The organism is Pseudomonas sp. G1002 (assembly GCF_013385455.1).
Taxonomy (GTDB): Bacteria; Pseudomonadota; Gammaproteobacteria; order Pseudomonadales; family Pseudomonadaceae; genus Aquipseudomonas.
Window position 1 is genome coordinate 157119 of sequence record NZ_JACAPY010000028.1, and the last position, 22921, is coordinate 180039.

The 22921-nt window shown below is 61.1% G+C and carries 16 protein-coding genes and 2 tRNA genes; 4 read left to right on the forward strand and 14 right to left on the reverse strand.

The annotated features are described in order from the left end of the window. Positions 1–47: 47 nt before the first annotated feature. From HX801_RS18530 to rnr, 11 genes are all read right to left on the reverse strand, one after another. Complete coding sequence (locus HX801_RS18530; protein WP_003217475.1) at positions 48–3338, reverse strand: DUF2126 domain-containing protein; 3291 nt, start codon at positions 3336–3338, stop codon at positions 48–50. A gap of 187 nt (positions 3339–3525) precedes the next feature. Next, a complete protein-coding gene (locus HX801_RS18535) occupies positions 3526–3975 on the reverse strand; it encodes a hypothetical protein (protein WP_177022496.1) in 450 nt (149 codons plus the stop codon). Next, positions 3972–4892: an NAD synthetase gene (locus HX801_RS18540; RefSeq protein ID WP_177022497.1), complete on the reverse strand. Its 921-nt coding sequence runs from the start codon at positions 4890–4892 to the stop codon at positions 3972–3974. Before HX801_RS18540 ends, HX801_RS18535 begins: the two co-directional genes overlap by 4 nt. 221 nt (positions 4893–5113) lie before the next feature. Next, positions 5114–7417, reverse strand: a complete 2304-nt coding sequence (locus tag HX801_RS18545; protein ID WP_008439091.1) for a YgiQ family radical SAM protein — start codon at positions 7415–7417, stop codon at positions 5114–5116. A 99-nt stretch (positions 7418–7516) separates the two neighbouring features. Further along, positions 7517–8911 (reverse strand): replicative DNA helicase, encoded by a 1395-nt coding sequence (dnaB, locus tag HX801_RS18550; protein ID WP_003217484.1) that lies wholly within the window; start codon positions 8909–8911, stop codon positions 7517–7519. 120 nt (positions 8912–9031) lie between these two features. Then, positions 9032–9478, reverse strand: a complete 447-nt coding sequence (rplI, locus tag HX801_RS18555) for a 50S ribosomal protein L9 (RefSeq protein WP_003171376.1) — start codon at positions 9476–9478, stop codon at positions 9032–9034. An 18-nt stretch (positions 9479–9496) separates the two neighbouring features. Beyond that, positions 9497–10384 carry a hypothetical protein gene (locus HX801_RS18560; RefSeq protein WP_003217488.1) on the reverse strand — a complete coding sequence of 296 codons (888 nt, stop codon included), beginning with the start codon at positions 10382–10384 and terminating at the stop codon, positions 9497–9499. A 36-nt stretch (positions 10385–10420) separates the two neighbouring features. Beyond that, positions 10421–10651 (reverse strand): 30S ribosomal protein S18, encoded by a 231-nt coding sequence (gene rpsR, locus HX801_RS18565; RefSeq protein WP_002551829.1) that lies wholly within the window; start codon positions 10649–10651, stop codon positions 10421–10423. A gap of 28 nt (positions 10652–10679) precedes the next feature. After that, positions 10680–11102 carry a 30S ribosomal protein S6 gene (rpsF, locus tag HX801_RS18570; protein WP_003217491.1) on the reverse strand — a complete coding sequence of 141 codons (423 nt, stop codon included), beginning with the start codon at positions 11100–11102 and terminating at the stop codon, positions 10680–10682. Between the two features lie 307 nt (positions 11103–11409). Next, complete coding sequence (rlmB, locus tag HX801_RS18575; protein ID WP_003217493.1) at positions 11410–12165, reverse strand: 23S rRNA (guanosine(2251)-2'-O)-methyltransferase RlmB; 756 nt, start codon at positions 12163–12165, stop codon at positions 11410–11412. Further along, positions 12162–14795 carry a ribonuclease R gene (rnr, locus tag HX801_RS18580; RefSeq protein WP_003217496.1) on the reverse strand — a complete coding sequence of 878 codons (2634 nt, stop codon included), beginning with the start codon at positions 14793–14795 and terminating at the stop codon, positions 12162–12164. Before rnr ends, rlmB begins: the two co-directional genes overlap by 4 nt. Before the next feature lie 224 nt (positions 14796–15019). Between rnr and HX801_RS18585 the strand changes: the two genes are divergently transcribed. The 4 genes from HX801_RS18585 (at position 15020) to HX801_RS18600 (ending at position 18102) form a co-directional block, all read left to right on the forward strand. Continuing rightward, positions 15020–15106: transfer RNA gene (locus HX801_RS18585), tRNA-Leu, on the forward strand. A gap of 173 nt (positions 15107–15279) precedes the next feature. Beyond that, positions 15280–15366 (forward strand) — tRNA-Leu (locus HX801_RS18590). A gap of 145 nt (positions 15367–15511) precedes the next feature. Continuing rightward, positions 15512–16537 (forward strand): extracellular solute-binding protein, encoded by a 1026-nt coding sequence (locus tag HX801_RS18595; RefSeq protein WP_008439094.1) that lies wholly within the window; start codon positions 15512–15514, stop codon positions 16535–16537. Then, entirely contained in the window at positions 16537–18102 is a 1566-nt protein-coding gene (locus HX801_RS18600) for an iron ABC transporter permease (RefSeq protein WP_003217500.1), read from the forward strand. Before HX801_RS18595 ends, HX801_RS18600 begins: the two co-directional genes overlap by 1 nt. A 108-nt stretch (positions 18103–18210) precedes the next feature. Here HX801_RS18600 and HX801_RS18605 read toward each other — a convergent pair whose 3' ends face one another. The 3 genes from HX801_RS18605 to HX801_RS18615 all read right to left on the reverse strand — a co-directional run bounded on the left by HX801_RS18605 (position 18211) and on the right by HX801_RS18615 (position 22816). Then, positions 18211–20145 (reverse strand): methyl-accepting chemotaxis protein, encoded by a 1935-nt coding sequence (locus tag HX801_RS18605; protein ID WP_177022498.1) that lies wholly within the window; start codon positions 20143–20145, stop codon positions 18211–18213. A 139-nt stretch (positions 20146–20284) separates the two neighbouring features. Next, positions 20285–21574 (reverse strand): adenylosuccinate synthase, encoded by a 1290-nt coding sequence (locus HX801_RS18610; RefSeq protein WP_003217505.1) that lies wholly within the window; start codon positions 21572–21574, stop codon positions 20285–20287. Positions 21575–21628: 54 nt separating this feature from the next. Then, positions 21629–22816, reverse strand: coding sequence for an ATP phosphoribosyltransferase regulatory subunit (locus HX801_RS18615; RefSeq protein WP_003217507.1), 1188 nt, complete (start codon positions 22814–22816; stop codon positions 21629–21631). Positions 22817–22921 lie beyond the last annotated feature (105 nt).

Here is a 22921-nt window from a genome sequence, read left to right on the forward strand (position 1 = left end):
GCAAGCCAGCTCCCACACAAACCCTGCTCCCACATTTTGAATCGCGTTTAGTCATTCTTATTGGGGAAGCGCCGCAAATCCAGGGTCATCGGCAATTCATCATTGATCACCACACTCGGCACCGGCAATTTCCCGGGGCTGTGTCCCAAGCGGAAAAACCGCGCCATCCGCCGGCTTTCAGCTTCATTGGCATTCACCGGCAGGCTGTCGTAATTGCGCCCGCCCGGATGGGCGACATGGTACTGGCAACCGCCCAGCGAGCGCTGCATCCATGTGTCCAAAAGATCGAACACCAGTGGCGCATGCACCGGGATGGTTGGCTGCAGGCAGTTGGCCGGTTGCCAGGCGCGATAACGCACGCCAGCCACAAACTCGCCGACGCGCCCGGTGGGTTGCAGCGGCACCGGGATGCCATTGCAGGTCAGCAGGTAACGCTGGGGCGGCAGGCCACTCAACTTGACCTGCAGGCGCTCCAGGGACGAATCCACGTAACGCACCGTACCGCCCACCGCACCCTCTTCGCCCAGCACATGCCAGGGCTCAAGGGCCTGGCGCAATTCCAGTTCGATGCCGCTGACGGCGTAGTCACCGACCTTGGGAAAACGGAACTCCAGGTGCGCGGCAAACCATTCGGCCCGCAGCGGATAACCGGCAGCGTTCAGCTCGACGATCACGTCGGCAAAATCCTGCTCGATAAAGTGCGGCAGCAGGAAGCGGTCATGCAGCTCTGTGCCCCAGCGCGCCAGCTTCGGCGGCGCATAGGGTTCACGCCAGAACCGCGCGACCAGTGCCCGCAGCAGCAACTGCTGGGTCAGGCTCATGCGGGCGTGGGGCGGCATTTCAAAGGCACGCAATTCCAACAGGCCCAGGCGGCCGGTGGCACCGTCCGGCGAGTAGAGCTTATCGATGCAGAACTCGGCGCGGTGGGTGTTGCCAGTGACGTCGATCAGCAGGTTGCGCAGCAGGCGGTCCACCAACCATGGCGGGCATTCTTCGCCCGCTTCGGGCATCTGCGCGAAGGCGATTTCCAGCTCATACAGCGCATCGTTGCGCGCTTCGTCGACCCGTGGTGCCTGGGAAGTCGGGCCGATGAACAGGCCGGAAAACAGGTAGGACAATGACGGATGGTTATGCCAATAGCTGATCAGGCTGCGCAGCAGATCGGGACGCCGCAGGAACGGCGAATCCTTGGGCGTAGCGCCACCGAGCACAAAGTGGTTACCGCCGCCGGTGCCGGTGTGGCGCCCGTCGATCATGAATTTTTCTGTGGTGAGGCGGGTTTGCCGGGCTTCTTCGTAGAGAAACTCGGTGCGTTCCACCAACTCGTCCCAGGTGGCGGACGGCTGCACGTTGACCTCGATCACACCCGGATCCGGCGTCACCCGGAAGTTGCTCAGGCGTGGGTCGCTCGGCGGCTCATAACCTTCCAGCAACACCGGGCAATGCAGTTCTTCGGCGGTGGCTTCGATGGCGGCCACCAGTTCCAGGTAATCCTCGACCCGTTCCAGCGGCGGCATGAACAGGTACAAGCGGCCGTCCCGTGCCTCGGCGCACAGGGCGGTGCGGGTCAGCCAGTCGGCAGACTCGTCGATCTTCGGGATACGGTCTTGGCTGGCAGCTGCCTCGCCATGGCTTTGCAGTTGCGAGGTGGTCGGCAGGTCTGCCAGGTCCTGATTGGGATCGGTGGGGTGCACGAACGGATAGTCCGCCGCCGTTACCCACGGTTGCGAGGCCAGTGGCAGGCGATAACCCAACGGTGAATCGCCCGGCACCAGGCGGCAATGGTTGTCCCGCAGGTACCAGCGCCCGCTCTGCCAGCGGTCATTGGCCGCCGTGCGTGCCAGCGGCAGCACCTGGCCGATGACTTTATCCAGGCCCTGGCTGAAGACCTTGCGCAGGCGCTCGCGCTCAAGCTTGTCCTCAAGGCGCGGATCTTCGGCGCTGACGTTTTGCGGCAAGGCGCCTTCGCGCCACAGGTAATAGAAATTGTCTTCGTAGGCCGGGAATACAAACTGCGCGGGCAGTTTCAGGCGCTCGGCAACGCTGGCCAGAAAACGCCCGGCCATCACGCCGTCGGCGCCATAGCTTTGCTGCTCATCGGCGATCAGCGCGCTGTTGTGCCAGATCGGCACGCCGTCGCGGCGCCAGTAGCAGTTGAGGGACCAGCGCGGCAGTTGCTCGCCGGGGTACCACTTGCCCTGGCCGAAATGCACCAGGCCCTTGGGTGCGTAGTGCTTGCGCATGCGCTGGAACAGCTCGGCGGACAGCCGGCGTTTGTCCGGGCCCAGGGCGGCGGTGTTCCATTCGGCGCCGTCGGGGTCGTCGATGGAAACGAAGGTGGGTTCGCCGCCCATGGTCAGGCGTACGTCGTCCTTGTGCAGGTCACCGTCGATCTGCCGGCCCAGGGCCTGGATCGCCAGCCACTGCTCTTCGGTGTAGGGCTTGGTAACCCTGGGGGCTTCCCAAATCCGTTCCACGGACATCTCGTGGGTAAATTCGCACTCGCAGGGTTCCACCAGGCCGCTGATGGGCGCCGCGGAAGAAGGATCAGGACTACAGGCCAACGGGATATGACCTTCACCGGCGAACAAACCGGAGGTGGCATCGAGGCCGATCCAGCCGGCGCCGGGCAAATACACTTCGCACCAGGCGTGCAGGTCGGTGAAATCCACCTCGGTGCCGGATGGGCCGTCGAGGGCTTTGACGTCGGCGGTCAGCTGGATCAGGTAGCCCGACACAAACCGTGCCGCCAACCCTAGGTTGCGCAGCAGTTGCACCAGCAACCACGCCGAATCCCGGCAGGAACCGGAGGCGTTTTCCAGGGTGAATTCCGGTGTTTGTACCCCCGGCTCCATGCGGATCAGGTAGCCGATGTCGGCGGCCAGACGCTGATTCAGGCCCACCAGGAAATCCACCGCCGGCAACGGCGTGCGGTCGATACCCGCCAGATACGCGGCGAATCGCGGGGTCAGCGGCAATGTTTCCAGGTACGGCGCCAGCTCGCGCTGCTCATCGGCGGCGTAGCTGAAAGGGATTTTTTCGGCGTAGGGTTCCAGGAAGAAATCGAACGGATTGAATACCGCCATCTCCGCGACCAGGTCGACTTCGATGCGCAGCTCGTCAGTTTTTTCCGGGAACACCAGACGCGCCAGGTAATTGCCCTGGGGATCTTGCTGCCAATTGATGAAGTGCTGTTCCGGCAGCACCTTCAGCGCGTAGGAAAGAATCCGCGTGCGGCTATGGGCCGCCGGACGCAGACGAACAATCTGTGGGCCGAGTTCGACCGCGCGGTCGTAGCGGTAATGCGTAACGTGGTGCAACGCGACATGAATCGACACGGCGGCCTCCTGCGAGCCAGGGCATGGAAACAAAGCGCGCAAGACTTATGCCAGAGCAGTGGTCATTGCGCTTTATCGTGGGACCCGGTGCAGTACAGCACCAAAACGGCGCGATGGCTGCCGTCGTGGTGCGAGGGTTGCACATATTTGTGGCGGGAGTGTGAGGGTGGGTGGTGAATCTACCCAGTCAACGGGCTTTGTGCCTGGCGATCACGGCTTCACGCAGGTGGCGAACTTCGACCAGTTTCTGGCGCATTTCGCGGTGGCGCTTGCTGTTAAGCACCAGCAGCGCCAGCAACGGCAACAGCACGCTCATGCCATAAATAAATGGATGCGGTCGGTACTCGATCGTGGGCAGCACACACACAAGACAAAGCCCCAGCAACGCCACCAGCGGCCACACCCATTGCGGGCGTCCGCGGGCGATCATGAAGTTGCAGTGCACGATGACCAACGTCAGAGCGATTCCGCCGAGAAAGGAGTACTTGGCGTTATCCGCCAGGGGAAGGTCCCGGAAATAGCTGTCAAAAAACAAAGGCACCGCGAAGACCAGGGAAAATACCGCCGCAAATATCGCCCCCATGAAAACCGGAAAGTACCGGGATAGAAAGGCACGAATGCTCGGTGCTTGGTTCATTGCTCAATCTCCTCGTATAGACCTACGGCAATGGTTCGGACATTCCCGGAGAGCGCACTGCCCGTGAAGCCAATCGAGGCGCCCAACGCATCCTGTATTTGCGTGACCGTTGCGTGCTTGACCTGTGTGGGCGTGAAGCGCTTGGGCAGCTCACCTGACAACTGTCGCAACTTGAGCATCTTCGAGCTCAAGCGAGGGTCGTTAATGCTCAGCAACTCCTTGGTCAGTTTGGCGCGCTCTTGTCGATTCAAGCCTTTCAGTACCTCCCGAACACTTTTGCCGGTGGTCGCCTTATTCAGCCGGACCAGCTTGAGGGTGGTGAGTGACGATGCACCGACTCCGACCAACGATGCGGCGTCCAACGCGATCATCGTGTATTGATACCATTCCTCGCCGTCGAGCTCGTCGTTGCGCGACGGATTTCTTATTTCGTTGACGGTCCGGTAGCCACCGGCAAAACACTGAACGGTACTGGCTGCCGCAGCGGTGTAGCCGAGGGCTGCGACCACCGTACTGGCACCCGCCGAAAACGGTATCGCGACAGAGCCGCTGAGCACCACTACCCAGCCGATGACTGCACCGGCACACGACAGCGTGGTGTTGATCGCTTCACCCACCAGCCGCGATTCACGGGGATTGTCTTGCACCTGCTGGGCGAACTGCGCCGGCGCTATGTACCGCTGCGCTTCCCGCAGGATCACGCGTTTGGGCGCAATGCTGCAAATGGGTTGGAATTCGCGCAGGGTGACGACGTTGAAGTCGGCATCGATATACACCACACCCGCCCCCACGATGCCGGGGTCGGCGTCGATGGCGGCAAACAGGCGTGGCAGGTTGATCTGGCTTTCGATGCGCTGGCGGGCCATGAACTGGGAGCGGTTGGAGTCCATGCCGATGCCAAGCAGGGGGCTGCTCATGGGGGTGTTCTTCCTTGAAATGGGTGGTGTCTGAACTGGCGCTTTCGCGAGCAAGCCCGCTCCCACATTCGACCGCATTCTCATGCTGAAACCCGGTCACATGTGGGAGCTGGCTTGCCTGCGACGGCGCTCGAATGGGCGCCACCTTAACAAACAGGCTACCCACCCGCTAGAAAGCAAAACGCCAGCACGAGGCTGGCGTTTTGCGTTTCAGGCTGCGATCAACGCGGCACCACCGGCTTGCGGGCTGGCTTCTTGCCTTTGCCCTTGGCGGCGTCGGTGCGCTCCTTGGCGGCCTGCTTGTTGCGCGCCATGGCCGCGGCCTTGGCTTGCTCGCGCTTGTCCCAAGGGTTGCTGCCATCACTGCCACGGGGCGGCAGGCCGGTGTGCTGGGTGAGGATCCTGGTGGTGGTTTCCTTCGCAACCTTGTGGCTGCCAGCCGGCGTCGAGTTTTTGCGACGGGCGCTCTGGTAGCTGTCGGTGGACGGTTGGTGCAACGGGATCAGTTGCTCCTTGCCCGGCCCGATCAGGTCGGCACGGCCCATGCGAGTCAAGGCTTCACGCAGCATCGGCCAGCCCTTCGGGTCGTGGTAGCGCAGGAAGGCCTTGTGCAGGCGGCGCTGTTCTTCGCTCTTGACGATGGTCACCGCGTCGCTCTTGTAGGTGACCTTGCGCAGCGGGTTCTTGCCCGAGTGGTACATCGCCGTGGCGGTGGCCATTGGCGACGGGTAGAACGCCTGCACCTGGTCGGCGCGGAAGCCGTTGCCCTTGAGCCACAGGGCCAGGTTCATCATGTCTTCATCGGTGGTGCCCGGGTGGGCGGCGATGAAGTAAGGAATCAGGTACTGCTCCTTGCCCGCTTCCTTGGTGTACTTCTCGAACATGCGCTTGAACTTGTCATAGCTGCCGATGCCCGGTTTCATCATCTGGTTGAGCGGACCTTCCTCGGTGTGTTCCGGGGCGATCTTCAGGTAACCACCGACGTGGTGGGTCACCAGCTCCTTCACATACTCCGGCGACTCGACCGCGAGGTCGTAGCGCAGGCCGGAAGCGATCAGGATCTTCTTCACACCCGGCAACGCACGGGCGCTGCGGTACAGCTGGATCAACGACGAGTGGTCGGTGTTCAGGTTCGGGCAGATGCCCGGGAACACGCAGGATGGCTTGCGGCACGCGGATTCGATCTCCGGGCTCTTGCAGGCGATGCGGTACATGTTCGCGGTCGGGCCGCCGAGGTCGGAAATGACGCCGGTGAAGCCTGGCACCTTGTCGCGGATCTCTTCGATTTCGCGAATGATCGACTCTTCGGAACGGTTCTGGATGATCCGGCCTTCGTGCTCGGTGATCGAGCAGAAGGTGCAGCCGCCGAAGCAGCCACGCATGATGTTCACCGAGAAGCGGATCATGTCGTAGGCCGGGATCTTTTCCTTGCCGTACGCCGGGTGTGGAACACGGGCGTAAGGCATGCCGAACACGTAGTCCATTTCTTCGGTAGTCATGGGAATGGGCGGCGGGTTGAACCACACATCCACTTCGCCGTGCTTCTGTACCAGCGCGCGGGCGTTGCCCGGGTTGGTTTCCAGGTGGAGCACGCGGTTGGCGTGGGCATACAGCACCGAGTCGCCACGGACTTTTTCCACGGACGGCAGACGGATCACGGTCTTGTCACGGGTCATGCGTGGGCTGGCCAGGATCTGTACCACCTTGGCCTCTTCCGGGTCTTCCACCGGGCCCTTTTCCTGCTCGATGGCGCAGGCCTGGGTGTCCTGGGTGTTCACGTACGGGTTGATGATCTTGTCGATCTTGCCCGGACGGTCGATACGGGTGGAGTCCACCTCGTACCAGCCTTCGGGCGTGTCACGGCGAATGAACGCAGTGCCGCGCACGTCGGTGATGTCTTCGATCTTGTGGCCCCACGACAGGCGCTGGGCGACTTCGACGATGGCCCGCTCGGCGTTGCCGTACAGCAGGATATCGGCGCAGGCGTCGATCAGGATCGAGTTGCGTACACGGTCCTGCCAGTAGTCGTAGTGGGCGATGCGGCGCAGGGAGGCTTCGATGCCGCCGAGCACGATCGGCACGTGCTTGTAGGCTTCCTTGCAGCGCTGGCTGTAGACCAGGCTCGCGCGGTCCGGACGTTTGCCGGCCATGCCGCCTGGGGTGTAGGCGTCATCGGAGCGGATTTTCTTGTCGGCGGTGTAGCGGTTGATCATCGAGTCCATGTTGCCGGCCGCGACGCCGAAGAACAGGTTCGGCTCGCCGAGCTTCATGAAGTCGTCTTTGGACTGCCAGTTGGGCTGGGCAATGATCCCGACGCGAAAGCCCTGGGACTCCAGCAGCCGGCCGATGATTGCCATGCCGAACGACGGATGGTCCACGTACGCGTCACCGGTGACGATGATGATGTCGCATGAATCCCAGCCAAGCTGATCCATCTCCTCCCTGCTCATCGGCAGGAATGGCGCAGGACCGAAACATTCGGCCCAGTACTTGGGATAGTCAAATAACGGCTTGGCTGTTTGCATGACGGTGACCGGTGTTGAGATGAAAAATCGCGGGCGCGGAATATAGCACAAAATTTGACCAATTCCGACCTTTGCAGTCGGAATTGGCGGGCAGCGCTTTTACTCGTCTTCGAAGTTATAGCTGCCCGGCGCCAGGTTCTCGAAGCGGGTGTATTTACCGATGAAGGCCAGGCGCGTGGTGCCGATTGGCCCGTTACGCTGTTTACCGATAATGATTTCAGCGATGCCTTTATGCTCGGTCTCCGGGTGATACACCTCGTCCCGGTATACGAACATGATCACGTCAGCATCCTGCTCGATCGCTCCGGATTCCCGCAAGTCGGAGTTGATCGGGCGTTTGTTCGGACGCTGCTCAAGAGATCGGTTGAGCTGCGACAGGGCAACCACCGGGCAGTTGAATTCCTTGGCCAGGGCTTTCAACGAGCGGGAAATCTCGGAAATCTCGTTGGTCCGGCTGTCACCGCTGGAGCCCGGGATCTGCATCAACTGCAGGTAGTCGATCATGATCAGGGCAATATCGCCGTGCTCACGCACCAGGCGTCGGGTACGCGCGCGCATTTCCGACGGGCTGATGCCCGCGGTGTCATCGATAAACAGCTTGCGATCGTTGAGCAGGTTGACCGCCGAGGTCAGCCGCGGCCAGTCGTCGTCTTCCAGGCGGCCGGCACGCACCTTGGTCTGGTCGATGCGGCCCAGGGACGACAACATACGCATGATCAGCGATTCGCCTGGCATCTCCAGGGAGTAAACCAGTACGGCCTTGTCGCTGCGCAACACGGCGTTTTCCACCAGGTTCATGGCGAAGGTGGTTTTACCCATGGACGGACGGCCGGCGACGATGATCAAGTCGGCTGGCTGCAGGCCGCTGGTCATGCCGTCGAGGTCGGTGTAGCCGGTGGACAGGCCGGTGATGGCGTTGTCGGTGTTGAACAAGGTGTCGATACGGTCGATGGCCTTGGTCAGCAAGTCGTTGACGCTGACCGGGCCGCCGGTTTTAGGCCGGGCCTCGGCGATCTGGAAGATCTGCCGTTCGGCTTCGTCGAGAATCTCTTCGGCAGTGCGGCCTTCCGGGTTGAACGCGCTGTCGGCGATCTCGGTGGCGATGCCGATCAACTGGCGCAACGTGGCCCGCGCACGGACGATCTGCGCATACGCCTTGATGTTGGCGACCGATGGCGTGTTTTTCGCCAGCTCGCCCAGGTAACCCAGGCCGCCCACTTGGGACGTCTGGCCTTCCTTGTCCAACTGCTCGGCCAGGGTCACCACGTCGATCGGTGAGTTCTGGTCGGCCAGCTTGGCAATGGCACGGAAGATCAGGCGGTGGTCATGACGGTAGAAATCGCCGTCCGAGACTTGATCCAGCACGCGTTCCCAGGCGTTGTTGTCCAGCATCAAGCCACCGAGCACGGCCTGTTCGGCCTCGATGGAATGCGGCGGCACCTTCAGGGCAGCGGTTTGCAGGTCATATTGCTCAGGAGCGGAGATATCGTTCATGGCCACTTGGAATAGTTGGAGAATCTGGGGCTACAGAAAAACAAAAGGCACGACCTGTGAACAGGATCGTGCCCGATGTTAACTGCCTGGCACGCGAGGTGCCAGTCAGTTAGGTGTTGCTTAAGCTGCTACCACAACAACGCGTACGGTTGCTTCGACTTCAGCGTGCAGGTGCACGGCTACATCGAATTCGCCAACGTTGCGGATGGTGCCGTTCGGCAGACGAACTTCGCTCTTCTGCACTTCAACGCCGGAGGCGGTCAGTGCATCAGCGATGTCGTGGGTGCCGATCGAACCGAACAGCTTGCCTTCGTCACCGGCGGTGGCAGTGATAGTCACTTCCAGCTCAGCCAGTTGGGCAGCGCGAGTTTCGGCCGAAGCTTTTTTGTCTGCTGCTGCTTTTTCCAGCTCGGCACGACGCTCTTCAAACGCAGCCAGGTTGGCAGCGGTTGCAGCGGTGGCTTTGCCGTATGGCAGCAGGTAGTTACGACCGTAGCCGGCCTTAACGTTCACTTTGTCGCCCAGGTTGCCCAGGTTGGCGACTTTTTCCAGAAGGATCAGTTGCATGTGAAAATCCTCTAACTTTTAACCTTCACCGTTCGCGTTATCGGCGTCTTTCGGCGCCAGACGACCGCGAAAATCAATCAGGCCGTCGACAATGGCCAAGACCACGAGTAACGGATAGATCAGCTGCATGAACAGCAACAGCGTCACGTACAACCCCACCAGCCAGAATCTGCCCAGTCGCTTTTGCGCCACCAGCCCATGAATCAGGGACAGGCCGGCGAATACCAGCGGTACGCTGCACAACGGCACCAACAGCGCCAGGCCAAAAGTCGGCCCGACCACCATGAACGCCAGCAGCAACATCGCCGGTCCAGCGGGGATTCTGATACTGCGAAATTCGCGACCAAAACCACCCGGGTTATACAACAACGCCTGCCAGTAACGCCCAAGAATCAGGCTCAGCAAGCTGACAATCTGCAACAGTGCCGCTATCAGGCCGGTAAGCATCGGTGCAACCACTGACGCAAAGCGCGCTCGCTCCTCTACCGATAACTGCTGGTAGAGATCCCCGAGGGCCAGCGGCAGGATCTTGATGATCTCCTGCGCCAGCGCCTCGATTTGCGGGCGGAAAGCCGCGCCAAGCGCCAGTGAATACACCAACCCCAATGCCACGCTGACCAGCAGCGTACGGACCCAGGACTCACTTGCGCGCAAAACCAACGCAAGGGTCGATGAACCGAGCAGTACCAGAAGTACCCGTGGATCATCGAATTTCAACCACCAGACCAAAGCCGGCAGTATTCCCAGGGCAAGAACGCCAAGGGCGTCCTTCAAACCGCGCCGCAGAAGCACAAGGCAACCCGCGGCAGCACCCAACCAATACAACAACGGCAATGCTGCACATCCAGCCACTACCAGAGTGGCCTGCACACGACCGCGCATGATGAACTCAGCTAAGGCGCGCATGCATTCAATCCCTTACTACTTGTCGACTGCCCGGTCTCAGCGGCCGTGGCTGTCGGTGTAGGCCAGCAGGGCCAGGAAGCGGGCGCGCTTGATAGCGGTGGCCAGCTGACGCTGATATCGAGCTTTGGTACCGGTGATGCGGCTTGGAACAATTTTGCCGGTCTCGGATACGTAGGCTTTCAGAGTGTTGAGATCTTTGTAATCGATCTCCTTCACGTCTTCAGCGGTGAAGCGGCAGAATTTACGACGACGGAAGAAACGTGCCATTTGATAGGCTCCTTAAAAGGTCCGTGGATTACTCGTCAGCGTTATCGCTGTTGTCGCTGTCATCACTATCAGCGCTTTCAGCGCCTTCGTGCTCAGGACGGTCGCGACGCTCACGGCGCTCACTGCGGTTTTCTTCAGCCTTGAGCATCTCGGATTGGCCGGTAACGGCTTCTTCGCGACGGATGACCAGGTTACGGATCACTGCATCGTTGTAGCGGAAGTTGTCTTCCAGCTCGGCCAGGGCCTTGCCAGTGCACTCAACGTTCAGCATCACGTAGTGAGCCTTGTGAACATTGTTGATTGCGTAGGCCAGTTGACGACGGCCCCAATCTTCCAGACGGTGGATTTTGCCGCCGTCTTCTTCGATCAGCTTGGTGTAACGCTCTACCATGCCGCCGACTTGCTCGCTTTGATCCGGGTGGACCAAAAAGATGATTTCGTAATGACGCATGAATGCTCCTTACGGGTTGTAGCCTGCCGCTCAAAAACGGTCAGACAAGGAGTGAATGACACTTATGGATCTTGCCGAAGGGAGGCACATGCGTGCCTGCCATGAAGGCAAGGGGCGCAATTGTAGAGAAGGGGGAGAAAGGGTGCAAGGTGATTGGTGATTATTTGAACAGCCCCCATACACCACAAAAACAAATGTGGGAGGGGGCTTGCTCCCGAAAGCGATGTGCCAGTCACCAAATGCACTGACTGATACACCGTATTCGGGAGCAAGCCCCCTCCCACATTTTGACCTGCGCCAGACTTGGTTATTTCTTGGCTTTAGCCTTGGCGCCGCGCTGGCGCTGGGCTTCGAACAGGCAGACGCCCGTTGCGACTGAAACGTTGAGGCTGCTGACGCTACCGGCCATCGGCAGGTGCACCAGGTAATCGCAATGCTCGCGGGTCAGGCGGCGCATGCCCTTGCCTTCGGCCCCCATGATCAGGATGGTCGGGCCGGTGAGGTCCTGGTCATAAATGCTGACCTCAGCCTCCCCCGCCGTACCCACAACCCACAGGCCGCGCTGCTGGAGTTTCTCCAGGGTGCGCGCCAGGTTGGTCACGGCCACCAACGGAATCACTTCCGCCGCACCGCAGGCGACTTTACGCACGACAGGCGTCAAGGTTGCCGACTTGTCTTTAGGCACGATCACCGCCAACGCACCGGCGGCATCCGCCGAACGCAGGCAGGCGCCGAGGTTGTGCGGATCGGTCACGCCGTCGAGCACCAGCAACAGCGGTGCGCCTTCGGTGCGGTCGAGCAGCTCGTCGAGCATCGCTTCGCCCCAGACCTGGCTTGGACTGACGTCGGCTACCACGCCCTGGTGAACGCCTTCGACCCAGACGTCCATCTCGCGCCGCTCGGCCTGGCCGATGGCAACTTTGTTCTGATTGGCCAGTTCGACCAGCGCTTGAACACGCGGCTCACTGCGGCCTTCTGCCAACCACACCTGCTTGACGCGTTTCGGGTGGTGACGCAGCAATGCTTCTACGGCGTGTACGCCGTAGATTTTTTCCAGACTCATGACTTGGCCTTAGGTTTGCGCGACCCGCCGCTTTTCGCGGGGGCCGAACCCGCTTTTGGCGGGCCTTTACGGTGTTTACTCGGCTTGCTCGACGGCTTTTCCGCCTCGCGGGACTTTCCCCCAGACGCCGCTTTACCACCGCTTTTGGCTTCGTTGAGCAACTGCTGCTTCAACTCGCGGCTCTTGCGCAGCTCGGCGTTTTTCGCCGCGGCATCGCTAGGGCGGTAGGCTTCGGGGGCCTTGTCCTTGGCAGACGAACGACGCGCAGGCTTGGCTGGCGCAGGCTCGGCGACCGCTGCTTTCGCAGGAGCACCTTTGCCTTTGCTGGCCGGGGCTGCAGTTTCGCTGCCACGTTTTTTACGGCCAGTCGGTTCAGCCGGCTTGTCAGGCATACCGAAATCGATCTTGCGCTCGTCGAGGTCGACGCGCATGACCTGCACTTCAACGGTATCGCCCAGACGGAAGCTGCGACCGGTGCGCTCGCCCGCCAGGCGGTGATGCACAGGGTCGAAGTGGTAGTAGTCACCCGGCAAGGCGGTGACGTGCACCAGGCCCTCGACGTAGATGTCGGTCAGCTCGACGAACAAACCAAAACCGGTCACGGCAGTGATCACACCCGGGAACGACTCGCCCACGCGGTCTTTCATGAACTCGCACTTGAGCCAGTTCACTACGTCGCGGGTGGCTTCGTCGGCACGGCGCTCGCTCATGGAGCACTGCTCGCCCAACTGTTCCAGGGCCGCTTCGTCGTACGGATAGATCCGTGCCTTCGGAATGGTCATGGCACCAGCACGCTTGACGTGCGGGGTGTTCTGCTTGGAATGGATCACGCTGCGGATCGCCCGGTGCGTGAGCAAGTCCGGGTAACGGCGAATCGGCGAGGTGAAGTGGGTGTACGCCTCGTAATTCAGGCCGAAGTGGCCCTGGTTATCAGCGCTGTACACCGCCTGGCTCAGGGAGCGCAGCATGACGGTCTGGATCACGTGGTAATCCGGACGGTCCTTGATGCTCGCGAGCAGAGCCTGGTAGTCCTTCGGCGTCGGGCCGTCCTTGCCTTTGTGCAGGGACAGGCCGAGCTCACCGAGGAACGCGCGCAGCTTCTCCAGACGCTCCGGCGGCGGGCCGTCGTGCACCCGGTACAACGCAGGAATCTCGTGCTTTTTGAGGAACTCTGCGGTGGCCACGTTGGCCGCCAGCATGCATTCCTCGATCAGCTTGTGAGCATCGTTGCGCGTGGTCGGGGTGATTGCGGCGATCTTGCGCTCGGAACCGAAGACAATCCGGGTTTCCTGAGTTTCAAAGTCGATCGCGCCACGCACGTGACGAGCGCCCAACAGCACCTTGTACAGCGCGTAGAGCTGCTTGAGGTGCGGCACGACATGCCCGTACTCACCGCGCAGGGCCTTGGCTTCGCTGGTTTTCGGCTGTTCCAGGATGGTGCTGACCTTGTTGTAGGTCAGGCGCGCCTGGGAGTGGATCACCGCTTCATAGAACTGGTAGTCGGTCATTTCGCCGGTTTTCGAGATGGTCATCTCGCACACCATGGCCAAACGGTCGACTTTCGGGTTCAGGGAGCACAGGCCGTTGGACAGCTGCTCAGGCAGCATCGGGATAACGCGCTCGGGGAAATACACCGAGTTGCCGCGCACCTGGGCTTCGTTGTCCAGGGCCGAACCGATCTTCACGTAGCTGGACACGTCGGCAATCGCGACGAACAACTTCCAGCCGCCGGAGAACAGACGCAGCTTGCCAGGCTTGGCTTCGCAGTAGACCGCATCGTCGAAGTCGCGGGCATCTTCGCCGTCAATGGTGACGAACGGCAGATGACGCAGGTCGATGCGCTTCTCTTTGTCTTTTTCTTCAACTTCCGGCTTGAGCTTGGCAGCTTCTTTGAGCACAGCCTCAGGCCAGACGTGAGGGATATCGTAGGTGCGCAGCGCAACATCGATTTCCATGCCCGGCGCCATGTAGTTGCCGACCACTTCAACGATATCGCCCTGTGGCTGGAAGCGCGCAGTGGGCCAGTGGGTGATTTTCACCTCGACGAACTGGCCCACTTTGGCGGCGCCATTGCGCCCCGGAGTGATCAGCACTTCCTGCTGAACCTTGGGGTTATCCGGCACCACGAAGCCGATGCCGCCTTCTTCGAAGTAACGGCCGACGATGGACTCGTGGGCACGGGACACCACTTCGACGATCACGCCTTCACGGCGACCGCGACGGTCGAGGCCGGAAACGCGGGCCAGGGCACGGTCGCCATCGAACACCAGGCGCATTTGCGCAGGGCTCATGAACAGGTCGTCGCTGCCATCGTCCGGGATCAGGAAGCCGAAACCGTCACGGTGGCCGGCGATGCGGCCGAGGATCAGGTCGAGCTTGTCCACCGGCGCGTAGGTGCCGCGGCGGGTGTAGATCAACTGGGCATCGCGCTCCATGGCGCGCAGGCGGCGACGCAGGGCTTCGAGTTGGTCTTCGGTGGTCAGACCGAATTCTTCAACCAGCTGCTCGCGGCTAGCAGGCGAACCCCGATCGGCGAGGTGCGCCAGGATCAGTTCGCGGCTAGGAATGGGGTTTTCATATTTTTCCGCTTCACGAGCGGCCTCGGGATCGAGGGACTGCCAATCGGCCATTAGAGAGTTTTCACCTTGTCTATATGCGGGTTAGTTTGGCATACGCGTATTGAAACGGGAAATTTCAGGTGTCAACAAGCCCGTAAAAGCACTTTGTAGCCCTTGGAATGCACCTTGCGCGACCGTCGGCGAAATATTCCAGACTTTTTTCATGGCAGGGCTTTACAGCTCAAAATAGCCTCCGTATAGTGCGCGCCATCGACGACGGCAACGTTGTTGATGCTGCCCAGGTGGTGAAATTGGTAGACACGCCAGCTTCAGGTGCTGGTGATCGCAAGGTCGTGGAAGTTCGAGTCTTCTCCTGGGCACCAATTTCAAACTCAAGGTTATGCCTTGAGTATCCAAAAACCCGCGAAAGCGGGTTTTTGCGTTTCAGGCCTTTGATTTTTAACAAGAATCTTGATTTATATTTTTGAATCAGGGGTTTACAGATCAAAAAGCCCTCCGTATAGTTCGCTCCATCAACAGCGCAAGCGTTGATAATGCCCAGGTGGTGAAATTGGTAGACACGCCAGCTTCAGGTGCTGGTGATCGCAAGGTCGTGGAAGTTCGAGTCTTCTCCTGGGCACCAAATTCAGATCAAACCCGCGAAAGCGGGTTTTTTCGTTTCCGGGGTTTGAAAACCTGACCGGTGATTTCCCCCCTCGTCCGCACTTGAGAAGTTTTATCGTTTATCCTTGTAAGGATTTGTTGCACTCAAGTGAGGAAAACCCCGGATGATGATCCGCGATACCCGTCTCAAGACATCCCTTCTGCGTGGCCTGACCATCACTCTGCTCGGCCTGACCCTGCTCTCGCCCGCTGCCTATTCTGCCGACAAGGTTGCACTGACCTTGTACAACGGCCAACACAAGGAGGTCGGCGATGAACTTGCCAAGGCCTTCGAAGCCAAGACCGGCATCCACGTCAATGTGCGCAAGGGCAGCAGCAACCAGCTGGCCAGCCAGGTCGTCGAAGAAGGTGACCGCTCCCCTGCCGACGTGATCTACACCGAAGAATCGCCGCCGCTGAATAAACTCGGCGAGCAAGGCCTGCTGGCAACCATCGACGCCAGCACCCTCGACGTCCTGCCGAAGGAATACGTGGCCGCCAACGGCGCCTGGATGGGCGTGACCGCACGCACCCGCGTCGTGGCCTTCAACCCGAAACTGATCGCCGAAAAAGACCTGCCCAAGTCGGTACTGGATTTCGCCGGGCCCGAGTGGCAAGGCAAGGTCGGTTTCGTGCCCACCAGCGGCGCGTTCCAGGAACAAGCCGTAGCGATCATCAAGCTGCACGGTCGCGAAGCGGCTGAAGAGTGGCTGACCGGCCTGCGCGCTTTCGGCAAGGTCTACAGCAACAACATGGTTGCGCTCAAGGCCGTGGAAAATGGCGAAGTCGCCACTGTCTTGGTGAACAACTACTACTGGTTCGCCCTGAAGAAAGAAAAAACCAACCTGGATTCGCAGCTGCACTACTTCACCAACGGCGATGCCGGTGGCCTGATCACCGTGTCTGCCGCGGCTGCACTAAAATCCAGCAAGCATCCAAAGGAAGCCCAGCAACTGCTGGCATTCATGGCCAGCGAAGAAGGCCAGCGGGTGATCACCAACACTTCCGCCGAATACCCGCTGCGCAAGGGCATGGAATCCAACCGCGGCCTCAAGCCTTTCAGCGAGCTGCAACCGCCGAAAGTCACCCCTGCCGACCTGGGCAACGCCGAAGAAGCCCTGGAACTGGAACGTGACGTTGGCTTGAACTGATGAACCCATCGCTCCCCGCCCCCGCCTTGCGCGGGGGTTTTACGCCGAGACGCAAACGCCCTTCGATCTGGTTGCTGCTACCAGTCCTGCTGCTGGTAGGCCTGAGCCTGTTGCCGCTGGCGTATGTCGGCCTCAAGGCCTGGCAGGCAGGATGGGCCGAGGCGGTGCATTTGCTGTGGCGGCCCTATGTATTCGGGTTGCTGCGCAACACCCTGGCGCTGATGGTCGGCGTCACCGTGGCCTGCGGCGTGATCGGCTTGTCCCTGGCCTGGCTGCTGGAACGCAGCAACCTGCCGGGGCGGCGGATCTGGGGAGTGATCCTGTGCCTGCCGTTCGCGGTGCCGGCGTTTGTCAGCAGCTTTACCTGGGTTTCGTTAAGCGCCAACTTTGAAGGGTTGGGCGGAGCGATCCTGGTGATGACCCTGTCCAAATACCCACTGGTGTTTCTGCCGGTGGCGGCAACCCTGCGCAATCTTGATCCATCCCTGGAAGAATCGGCCCGCACCCTTGGCCTGAATCGCTGGGGCGTGTTCTTTCGCATCACCTTGCCTTTACTGTGGCCGTCACTGCTGGCCGGGGCACTGTTGATTGCCCTGCATATGCTGGTGGAGTTCGGCGCGCTGTCGATCATCGGCTTGCAGACGTTTACCACCGCGATCTACCAGCAATTCGAGCTGGAGTTCAGCAACGCCAATGCGGCGATGCTTTCGGCGGTGCTGCTGGTGATGTGCCTGACGCTGCTCTGGCTGGAGCTGCGGGTGCGCGGCAAGGGCCGGCACGTGCGTACCGGCCAGGGCGCGGCGCGGCATGCCGAACAGGTTCGACTCGGCAAATGGGCGGCGCTGGGGCAGCTGTATTGCCTGCTCCTGGCGATCATCGGCAGCGGCATTCCACTGGGCATGCTCGGTTATTGGCTGGCAGTGGGCAGTTCGGCGGCATTTCCGATAGCCGAGATCAGCGAGGCGCTGCTTTCTTCGTTGGCGCTGTCCCTGGGTGGCGCCGCGCTTTGCCTGTTGTTTGCCGTGCCGGTGGGCTTGCTGGTGGTGCGCTACAAGGGCCAGCTCGCACTGTGGGCCGAGCGCCTGCCGTACCTGCTGCACGCCCTGCCCGGCCTGGTGATTGCGCTGACACTGGTGTATTTCGCCCTGCATTACGTGCCGGCGCTGTATCAAACGTCGGCATTGCTGCTGATCGCTTATGCGCTGCTGTTTTTGCCCCTGGCCCAGGCGCCGATCCGCACGGCGCTGAACAAGGCAGCACCCCAGCTGGAAGAGGCGGCGAGAACGCTGGGCGCGTCGTCGTTCAGTGCGTTTTGCCGGGTGACGCTGCCGATTATTTTCCCGGCATTGGGGGCGGCGTTTGCGCTGGTATTCCTGGATGCGATGAAGGAATTGACGGCGACGTTGCTGCTTAGTCCTACCGGGCTGAACACCTTGGCAACTGCCGTGTGGGCGCACACCTCGAATGTGGAATTCGCGGCAGCGGCGCCCTATGCGGCATTGTTGATTTTGGTGTCGGGACTGCCGGTGTATTTGCTTACGACGCGGATGTACCTGAGCCGCTGAAATAGCTTTCGCGAGCAAGCCCGCTCCCACATTTGCTCGCATTCCAGAAGTGGAACTCGGTCGAATGTGGGAGCGGGCTTGCTCGCGAAAGGGCCGAAACAGGCGATATCAAGCCCGGAACTGCCCCAGGCTCGCCTTCAACTGCGCCGCCAACCCATCCAGCACTTTGCCACTGGCTGTAGTCTCTACCACCGCCTGAGCGGCCCGCTCTGCCTGGGCATGGATGATTTCCACCCGCCCACGCACCGCATGCGCACCCTGCGCCTGATGCTCAGCCGCCCGCGTCGCCAGGCCAATCGCTGCATGCACCTGCTCCACCGAGGCCTGCACCGACTGCTGCAGGCGCACGCTGTCGCGTAATACCAGCAAACCCTCGCTGGCCTGGCGCCCGGCCTTGCCGATGGTTTCCACGGCCTCACGGGCGCCTTGCTGCAAGGCCACGATGTGGGCCTGGATGTCGCCGGTAGAACTCTGGGTTTTACTGGCCAGGGCGCGAACCTCGTCCGCCACCACCGCAAAGCCGCGCCCGGTCTCACCGGCTCGCGCCGCCTCAATAGCCGCGTTGAGCGCCAGCAGGTTGGTTTGCTCGGCAATCCCGTGGATCACCGTCAACACCACCTCGATCTGCTCGCTCTGCTGCGCCAGCCGCTCGATCACCTTGGAACCGGCCTGCACCTGCCCCGCCAACGCCTCGATCAAGCTGCCGACTTCGGCTGAAGTGCGGGAATTTTCATCAGTCGCCTGGCGAATATCCACCACCTGCTGCAAGGCCGCCTGCATCGCATGGCTTTCCGCCTGGGCCTCATCCGCCATTTGCGACAGCGCCCGCAGGCTTTCGGCAACCTCATCACGCTGCAAGCCGGCGGCCGCATCGGCACCCGCATTGCGCAGGGTCATCGCGCCGATTTCCACACCGGTACGCTGGGCCACATCACCGGCTTCACGCACGATCGGCTGCAACTTATCCACAAAGCGATTGACCGCCGAGGCCATGTCGCCGATTTCGTCCCGGCTGTTGATCTGCACACGCTTGGTCAGGTCGCCCTCGCCTGCCGCCAGATCGTCCATCGCTGCAATCAGCAGCTTCAGGCGATTGACCACCCGACGGCCGAGCACTACAGCAATCAACAGCAATACACCAAAACCTACCACCGCCAGGCCCATGCCGATGCGCCAGCGCAACGTGCCCGCCGCCTCTTGCACGGCGCTGGTGGTATTGGCGGTCATCTGGGTGGCGGTGGCTTGCGCCGACTGCAAACGCGCGCCCATGGCCGCCGCGCTGTCAGCCGCGGCACCCTTGAGGCTGTCGCCCACCAACTGGTCACCGCTGGCAATCAGTACAGCAAAACGCTTGTCCAGCGCGGCCAGGTCAGCCTCGACCGAGGCAGTCGAAACCCCCATGCGGACCTTGCCGATCTCTACGCCATTGGGGCTGATGGACGCTTCGACGTAGAACACCGAGGGATCATTCTTCGCCGCATCCAGCACTTTATCCAGGGCACGTTCGCCCTTGCCCTTTTCCAGCAGCGCCTGGTTGATCGGGTTTTCACGATTGAGGTAACGGGTCAGGTGCTCACCAGCCGCGTCGTCATACACCACAAACAACACGTTGGGATTGCGCTGGGCTCTGCGGGCAAACTCAGACAGCGTCGGCACGTCGCTGTCCCACATGGCGCGCGGCGCCACCGAGGCGAGCAGTTGCGCCATGTCATTGGCAGAGTCCTGCAGGTCTTTTTCCAGGGTCGCACGCAGTTGCTTCTGCTCTTCCTGCAGGCGCGTGGAAAGCCCCGCCGTCAGACGCTGGCGCGTGCTGGAAGACAGACTGTCCAGGCTGGATGTCACTTCCTTGCCGGCTTGCGCCAACTCGCCGGACAGTTTCTGGCTGTCGACGCCCAGGCGATTGCCCAAATCAGCTTCCAATGCAGTGACGGTGCTTCGCGTCAGGGCGACGGCCACCAGTACCTGCACCAAAAGAGCGATACCTAGGGTAACGAACACCGGCCGCAACAGCCGGCTTTGTAACAATGAGAGAACGGCAGACACTGGGAATCCCTCCACCACGGGTGCCATTAATTTGATAGCACCGCGAAAGAAAGAACCATAGCAAGGGTCGTGCCGTTTACCAGGCGGAAACGACAAAGGGCTCCCGAAGGAGCCCTTTGCTTTTTACATCAACAGCTTATTAAGCGAACGGGTGACGCAGAACGATGGTCTCGTTGCGGTCCGGGCCCGTCGAAATAATGTCGATCGGCGCACCGATCAGCTCTTCGACGCGCTTGATGTAAGCGCGGGCGTTGGCTGGCAGTTCTTCCAGGGTCTTGGCGCCCACGGTCGATTCGGTCCAGCCTGGCACTTCTTCGTACACAGGCTGCAGGCCTACGTAGCTGTCCGCGTCAGTCGGGGCAACGTCCTTGCCTTCCGCATCCTTGTAGCCGATGCAGATGTTGATGGTTTCCAGGCCGTCGAGTACGTCCAGCTTGGTCAGGCAGATGCCCGAGATGCTGTTCACATCGATAGCGCGACGCAGGATAACGGCGTCGAACCAGCCACAACGGCGCGCACGGCCGGTCGTCGCGCCGAACTCGTGGCCTTGTTTGGCCAGGTGCGCGCCGACGTCGTCGAACAGTTCAGTCGGGAATGGACCCGAACCTACACGCGTGGTGTATGCCTTGGTGATGCCGAGGATGTAGTCCAGGAACATCGGGCCAACGCCCGAACCCGTCGCAACGCCGCCAGCGGTGGTGTTGGAACTGGTGACGTAAGGGTAGGTGCCGTGGTCGATGTCCAGCAACGAGCCCTGGGCGCCTTCGAACATGATGTCTTTGCCGGCGCGACGCAGGTCGTGCAGCTCGGCAGTCACGTCCAGCATCAGCGGCTTGAGCAGCTCGGCGTATTCCTTGCACTCGGCCAGGGTCTTTTCAAACTCGATGGCCGGCTCTTTGTAGTAACCCACCAGCATGAAGTTGTGGTAATCCACCAGTTCACGCAGCTTGTCTTCAAAGCGCGGCATGTTGAGCAGGTCGCCCACACGCAGGCCACGACGTGCAACCTTGTCTTCGTAGGCTGGGCCGATGCCGCGACCGGTCGTGCCGATCTTCAGCTCGCCACGGGCCTTTTCACGGGCCTGGTCCAGCGCAACGTGGAAGGACAGGATCAGCGGGCAGGAAGGGCTGATACGCAGGCGCTCGCGCACTGGCACGCCTTTCTCTTCCAGCTTGGTGATCTCGCGCAGCAGGGCGTCAGGTGCAACCACCACGCCGTTGCCGATCAGGCACTGCACGCCTTCGCGCAGTACACCCGACGGGATCAGGTGCAAGACGGTTTTTTCGCCATCGATGACCAGGGTGTGGCCAGCGTTGTGGCCACCTTGGTAGCGCACTACGGCGGCAGCATGTTCGGTCAGCAGATCAACGATCTTGCCTTTGCCCTCATCACCCCATTGGGTGCCCAGGACTACGACATTCTTACCCATAACACTTGTCCTCATTCGCGCAAACTTGGTGCCGGCAGTGGCCGGCAGGAAAACTCAAGAAGCCAGTGGCGATACTTGCCAAAGCCCGTTCTGCTGAATCAATTGCCGGTCGCAGTCCGCTTCACGGGCGGCGGCCAATGGCTGCCCAGGCAAGGCCTGGACCACACGCTGACCCTCACTGCGCAACTGGCAAACCTGCTGCCAGAGTGCTGCGTCCGTACTGTCGGGCATCCAGATACCGCCAGACGGCAGTTCGACCTCAGCACGCCCCAGGGTCACCAGGGTTTTCAAATCGGTGGAAAAACCGGTCGCCGGACGAGCGCGACCGAAGTCGGCGCCGATATCGTCGTAACGACCGCCCTGGGCGATGGCCTGGCCAACACCCGGGACAAACACCGCGAACACCACACCGGTGTGGTAGTGGTAGCCGCGCAACTCACCCAAATCAAAGTACAGCGGCAACTGCGGGAAGCGCGCAGACAACTGCTCGGCAATCGCCAGCACATCGTCCAGTGCCGCCAATACATCAGCCGGCGCATTCGCCAGGCGATCACGGGCGGCGGTCAGTACTTCACGGCCGCCACACAGATCCACCAGCGCACGCAGCATGCCGGCCAGGTCGGCAGGCACGCCCGCCGTCAGGGCAATCACTTCATCGATGGCCTTGCGCTGCAAGGCATCGAACAACTGTTGTTCCACTTCACCCGACAAGCCGGCCGCACGGGCCAGGCCGCGGTAGATACCGACATGCCCAAGGTCCATGTGCACATCCGGCACATCGGCCAATTGCAGCATGGCCAGCATCAGGCTGATGACTTCCACGTCGCTGCTCGGGCTCGCATCACCGTACAACTCGGCGCCCAACTGGATCGGGCTGCGGGACGACGACAACGCACGCGGTTGCGCATGCAGCACGCTGCCGGCGTAGCACAGGCGGCTTGGCCCTTCGCGACGCAGGGTGTGCGCATCAATGCGCGCTACTTGCGGCGTGATGTCGGCACGAAAGCCCATTTGCCGGCCCGATTGCGGGTCGATGACCTTGAAGGTGCGCAGATCCAGGTCCTGGCCCGCGCCGGTCAGCAGGGATTCCAGGTACTCGATATGCGGAGTCACGACAAACTCGTAACCCCAGCTCTGGAACAGATCCAACACCTGGCGGCGCGCGATTTCAATGCGCGCAGCTTCTGGTGGCAGTACTTCTTCGATGCCATCTGGCAGCAGCCAGCGGTCTACCGTTGCCATTACGCCATTCCCCTATGATCCGGGCGGCCAGCCCTCGGGCGAGCCTTGAGTGAAGCAGAAAATACCCGGCCCCTGCATAAACCACGCGCAAGAGCGACGGGACGA